This window comes from Planktothrix paucivesiculata PCC 9631, from assembly GCF_900009265.2.
GTDB lineage: Bacteria > Cyanobacteriota > Cyanobacteriia > Cyanobacteriales > Microcoleaceae > Planktothrix > Planktothrix paucivesiculata.
Window position 1 is genome coordinate 1 of the sequence record NZ_LR735007.1, and the last position, 6,148, is coordinate 6,148.

Annotated in this window: 1 protein-coding gene; it reads left to right on the top strand. The window is 38.4% G+C overall.

Features of this window, described 5'->3' with window-relative positions:
* Window positions 1–304 precede the first annotated feature (304 nt).
* Window positions 305–6,046, top strand: a complete 5,742-nt coding sequence (locus PL9631_RS07020; protein ID WP_083618426.1) for an alpha-2-macroglobulin family protein — start codon at window positions 305–307, stop codon at window positions 6,044–6,046.
* The last annotated feature ends 102 nt before the right edge of the window (window positions 6,047–6,148 follow it).

Below are 6,148 nucleotides of genomic sequence, written 5' to 3' on the forward strand. Positions count from 1 at the left end.
AATTACGAATTACGAATTACGAATTACGAATTACGAATTACGAATGGGTAATACTTCGACTTCGCTCAGTAACAGGGTAATGGATATCTATTCTATTATAGAATAGAGAATATTAAAATCAACTGTGATGATCAACAAACTCATCTCTAGTTAAGATTAATTTTTGTAACAAAACTGATCAAAGATTTAGGTTTTTTACCATTTTTGAAGCTCAAACATAAACTAAAATTAAATCTTCTGCAATATTCTGGAATCTTGCTTAAAATATCTGTTATTACAGAAGAAACTATTTTAATAAAATCCGATGATAAATTCTAGCCGATTTCGCCTAATTCGCAAGCGGTTTGTCTTTGTTTTTCTATTTATATTAACCTTGGTGGGATGCCGAATTATCAGTAACTCCCCCGTGAGCGAAGTCATCCCCATGGTAGCTGACCTGCCCAAACCTCAACTCCCCGAATGGATAGAAACAATTAATCCTCTGGGCGAGACTCCAGAATTAAGTCAAATTCATGTTATTTTTAAACAGCCTTTAATTCCCCTAGAAAGTTTAGATAGTGCCTCACAGAACAAACTCTTGAATAACTTTGAAATTAGCCCCAAAATACCTGGTGAGTTTCGATTTTTAACACCTAGAATGATAGGATTTCAAGCCGATAAAGCCTTACCCTTAGCCACTCGTTTACAAGTTACTGTAAAAAAAGGATTGACCGATTTAAACCAAAATCAATTAGACCAAGATATTAGCTGGACATTTGCCACGGAGCCGATTAAATTATCTAATTTACCCGGAAGTGAAGAACAACCTGGTTCTCCAGAAAATCCCCTCGGGTTAAATCCTGAACTGAAATTTAATTCCAATGTAGAATTAGATTTAACCTCTTTAAAAGAACACTTACAACTAATTTCTCAAAAAAACAATCAAGTTATTCCTGTTGAGGTTAAAATTGCCCAGCCAGAAGACAATCAAGCCCCCATTGCACCTTTAAAAAGATTCAATTCAGCAACTCAAAACCCAGAATATATTGTTACTCCCAAACAACCCCTACAAAATGCCACTCAATATCAATTTAAAATTACCCCAGGATTACGTCCGGCTCAAGGAAACTTAGAAACTCAAGTTGAGATTTCTAGCCCGATTAGAACCTATGATACTTTAAAATTTGTTAGTTTAGAACTTCCCGGTAAAGCCTCAGAAGAAGGAACATCCGGGCGCTTTGTTACGGGCAATCCTCAACTGCAATTTAATAACGGAATTATTGCGGAATCTGCCCTAAAAAATATTACTATTAAACCCGCCCCTAAACCCGAAATTAAAGCCATCCAAGCCTATGATAATTATGAGCAAGTTACTATCAATCCTTGGGCTTTAGAACCCCAAACTAATTATACCATTACCATAGGTGCAGAAGTTGAAGATCAATTTAATCAGAAATTAGGAAAACCTGTTACGGTTAACTATAAAACCGGAGATTTAACCCCGGATATTTCCGTTCCTTCGGGATTAAATATTTTCCCTGCTCAACAGAATTTAGAACTCAATATTTCCACCTTAAATTTACCAGAATCTAAATATCGAGCCGCCTATCAAGTAGTGAAACCCACGGATTTAGTTTATACTGATACCGCTTATTTGAGAGACAATGGCAGAAAAAATCTATTACTTCCCTTGGAAAAATGGACGACTTTTGCTGTTCCCAACCCTAAAAATAATATTCAAGAAACCTCAATTAATTTAAGAGAAAAATTAGGGGGAAATACGGGAATGTTAGCATACGGAGTGACGGCTAAAACCACCCGTTATCAACAGGAAGGTCAACAAAAATGGAGTGAGCCACAATTTAATGGTTTAATACAATTAACTAATTTAGGGGTATTTGCCCAATGGTTTCCAGAGTCAGGACTGGTGCGGGTTAATCACTTAGATAATGGCTCCGTTGTTGCAGGAGCAACCGTTGAAATTTATCGCTCTCAACTCGATGCTAAATCCTATACTAAAACCCAAACTTGTGCAACGGGAATTACTGATAATCAAGGTATATTATCCTTAAATTCTCAACAATTAAAATCCTGTATGCAGGGGGAAAGATTTGCCAAACCACCGGAATTATTAGTGATTGCTAAAGAAGGCAAAGATTGGGCTTTTACCCGCACATTATCCTATAGTGGAGAATACGGATATGGAATTGATGCCAATTGGGAAGATAAACAAACCCTATCTCGGGGCGTGATTTTTTCCGACCGTCAACTGTATCAACCTGGAGAAAAAGTTGCCTTAACTGGTGTCGCCTATTCCCTAGAAAATGGCACATTAAAACCTAATAAAAATCAGACCTATCAAGTCACCTTGGAAAATCCTAAAAAACAAAAGCGAGAATTAGGAGAGTATAAAACCAATGAATTTGCTACATTTTCTGTAGAATTTTCCTTAGAAGAAAACCAATCTTTAGGAAATTATATTATTCGGGCAAAAGACAATAATGAGGTGGAATTTTTAGGAGAATTTCGCGTAGCTGAATTTAAACCCCCTAATTTTAAAGTTGTCCTCAATTTAGATAAAAAGTTTGCCCAAATTGAAGATAAAATCACGGCCAATGCTCAGAGTGAATATCTATTTGGTGCTCCCGTCGCCCAGGGTGCTGCTCAATATAATGTAACTCGGAGTGCAACGGATTTTGTTCCGAAAGAATGGGAAAATTATTCCTTTGGTCGTCAATGGTTTTGGCCAGAAGAAAAACCCAATGTTTCTGATAGTGTATTACAGGAAAATCAAGTTTTAGATGCTCAAGGTCAGGGGAGCAAAACTATTACCGTAGCCAAGGATTTACCCTATCCCATGACCTATCGAGTCGATGTAGAAGTAACCGATATTTCTAACTTATCCGTTGCCAATTCTGAGTCCTTTACCGCCCTTCCCAGTGACCGTTTTATTGGGTTAAAAACGCCATTTATTGCCGAAGCGAGTAAGGCGTTTCCCATTGAGATGATTGTCACCGATATTCAAGGAAAACCCTTAGAAAATATTGGGGTAAATTTGCAACTGCAAAAAATGGATTATAGCCAAGTAACGCGAGTTGTTGAAGGAGCGCGAACCCCTAAAAATCAAATTCAATATCAAACCGTTGCTCAAGTTGATGTTAAGTCGGGTCAGAAGGAACAAACCATTGATTTAACTGCTCCAGAGTCCGGTTCCTATCGAATACGAGCTAATTTTAGCGATGGAAATAATGAAATTACCGCCACGGATTTACAAATTTGGGTGACAGGAAGTGGGTTAGTCTATTGGGGAGGAGATGAAGAAAAATTAACCATTAAACTGAATAAAACCACCTATAAACCCGGGGAAACTGCAACCGCTTTAATTCAATCTCCCTATCCTGAAGGAGAATTATATTTTGCTGTGGTGCGGGATAAACCTCTTTATGAAAAGGTGATTCAAGTTAAAGGAGGCGCGCCAGAAATTCAGTTTCAAGTTACCCCGGAAATGTTACCAAATGCGGCAGTTGAAGCGGTATTAGTGCGACAAGGAAAACCAATTTCTGAACTCGAACCTGGGAGTTTAGAAAATCTAGCTAAAATTGGATTTACACCCTTTAAAATTAACCTAGAAGATCAATATTTGCAAGTGCAAGTTAATCCCCAGCAAGCCAAACTAGAACCGGGTTCTCAACAAACCTTAGACTTGACTTTAACTGATACCAAAAATCAACCCCTGCGGGGACAATTTACCGTCATGGTGGTGAATGATTCAGTTTTACAACTCAATAATTATCGACCTCCGAATTTAGTAGAAACCGTCTATGCAGAACAACCGATTTCCACGCGATTTAGTGATAATCGTCCGGCGGTGATTTTAAGTCAAATGGCGTCTTCCTTAGCAAAAGGTTGGGGTTATGGAGGCGGTTTATCGACGGCTACAGCTAATACTCGAATTCGCAAAGATTTTCAAGCCCTAGCCTTTTATCAGGGTTCAATTATTACCGATAATCAAGGAAAAGCCACGGTTAATTTTAAACTTCCTGATGATTTAACCACCTGGCGAGTGATGGTGGTGGCAATGGATGGAAACCAAAAATTTGGCTCGGCTGAAACCACATTTATGACTACTCAAGCCTTAATTTCTAACCCAATTTTACCACAATTTGCCCGTCCTGGCGATCGCATTTTAGCCGGATTATCAATTACCAATTTAACCGGAGAAAAGGGCAAATTAAATATTACGGGAACTGTTAACGGTGGAATTCAGTTTTCCCCTGGAAACGCCAATCAACAGACCTTAAAAACTAACGCCGAAGCGGGAACAAATGCCTATCGCTTTCCAATTTTAGTTAAACAAGCGGGGGAAGCTCAAGTTCAATTTACCACGGAATTTAATGGTAAATCCGATGGGTTTGAAGTTCCTTTAAAAGTTAAAACTTTTGACGTGAATGAACAGGTGGTTGAGTCAGGACGAACAACTAATACTGTTACTATTCCACTAAATATTAGTAAAAAAGTGGTTCCTGATTTCGGAGGATTAGATATTAATTTAGCCAGTACCCTAATTCCTCAACTGAGCGCTTCCGCTCAACAGGTCTTTAATCGAGAAGAATGGCCGTTTCTGGAACCTGCTGTTAGTGAATTAATCATTGCTGCTAATATGCAGATTTTGGGTAAAAAATACGGTCAAAATTTCAGTAATTTGCAGTTATCCGAACGGGCTAAAACCGCTTTAGCTAATATTGAAGAATTGCAACAGGAAGATGGTGGAATTGCAACCTATCCGGGTTCAAGAGTCTCTAGTCCTTTCCTTTCCGCTTATACAGGAGACGCCTTAGCTCAAGCTCAAAACGCGGGATTTTCGGTTAATTCTGAGTTGATTAATTCTCTAAAAACCTATTTAACTCAAGGTGTAAATGATCCCCTAAAATATGATTTTTGTACGGATGAAGTGTGCAAAAATCAAATCCGATTAAATGCTTTAATTGCTTTAGATAAACTCGGAGAAAAACGCAGTGATTTCTTAGATGATATTCTGCAAAATTTCGATCAATTTGATCCCCTCACCCAGATTAAACTGGTACGCTATTTATCTCAATTTCCTCAATGGAAACAGGAGTATGATACTCTATTTGAGCAAGTGCAAAAACAGATTTACGTCACCGGAAGAACGGCAACTCTGAACTTACCTCAAGGCTATAGTTGGTTGAATTCTGATACAGCAATTCAATCCCAAGGCTTGGGTTTATTGTTAACAAAAAATCCCCAATCTGCCACCGTTGATAAGCTGGTGGAAAGTTTATTAAATCTGCGTCGAGATGGAACTTGGGGAGGCAGTTATGATAACGCCCAGGCGTTAACAGCTTTAACTGCATATAGTCAAACTGAGGCGACACCCCCTAACTTTAAGGTGGCGATTACTTTAGCAGATCAAACTTTAGGAGAAACTCAATTCAAAGGGTATAAAGATTCTAATTTTAGTTTAAATATACCTATGTCAGAATTACCCAAAGGCAAAAATGATTTAATTTTAGAACCGTCAAATCAAGGCAAACTAAATTATTGGGTCGCCTATCGTTATCGTTTAGAAGGAAATCAACCCGGACGTTTAAATGGGTTAAGAATTACCCGCACAATTCGCCCAGCTAATGAGGATAAAATTTTACAAACAATTGACTTGAATAATCCTAAAGATCTGCTCAAGGTATCACCGGGACAAGTGTTTGATATCGGTTTAGATATTATTACCGATCATCCTATTGATCAAGTCATGATTACTGACCCCCTTCCCGCCGGATTTGAAGCGATTGATGCTAGTTTTAAAACCAGTAATTTAGCAGTAGAAGCGCAAGAAAGTAGTTGGCAAATTAATTATCAAACGGTTCACAATGACCGAATTACAGCCTATAGCGATCGCTTAGAACCAGGGATTTATCAACTGCATTATTTGGTTCGTTCTGTTACTCCTGGGGAATATTTATGGCCGGGTGCAGAAGCGAAATTACAACATACTCCCGAACAATTTGGTCGCAGTGCATCGACAACTTTATTAGTTTCTAAACCTTAGTTATGATCCCCCTAAATCCCCGTTATTAATTAGGACTTACGCAGAATACCCAATTATACACCATCTGTAGGGGCGAACGGCCGTTCGCCCCTACTAGATATG